General features: G+C 53.5%; 1 pseudogene. It reads right to left on the reverse strand.

Annotated elements, in window-relative coordinates:
• A pseudogene (locus UF06_RS02810) lies at positions 1-327 on the reverse strand (lipid A biosynthesis lauroyl acyltransferase); the annotation flags it as partial.
• Positions 328-452 lie beyond the last annotated feature (125 nt).

Consider the following 452-nt stretch of genomic DNA (forward strand, 5'->3'; position numbering starts at 1 on the left):
AACGGCGTCTGTGCGCGAGAGCTGGGCTCTGATGTCTTCATCCACTTCTAACGTGTAGGTTTCCCCTTGGCGAAAACTGGAAGCGGTGATCACGGCGCATTTACTCGCATCCACCAGCACATCAGTTCGGGCCGTGATGCAGCCGTCTGGCACGGCGAAAAAGGGCACAAACACCGCATTGTTGTTGCCATAATCGTGAACGGGCAAATACCACAAGCGGCCACCAGAACGCAGAATTTTCAGCATCCCCTTCACGGCTTTTCTATCGACCATCTGGTTGCCAAAACGTGTGCGTCCCCAAGTCTGTATAAAGTCATAGGCGGGGTTGACCATGGGAACCTAAACTCCATAAACCAGCACCAACGAAGACAAAACACGAGCCGGGGACCCTAGGTCCAGAGCCCACCTGGCTGCCACCTAAACCCCATCTTTTTTTTACTCCGTCGCTGATA

The sequence above is a fragment of the Vibrio sp. S234-5 genome, assembly GCF_000960595.1.
GTDB lineage: Bacteria > Pseudomonadota > Gammaproteobacteria > Enterobacterales > Vibrionaceae > Vibrio.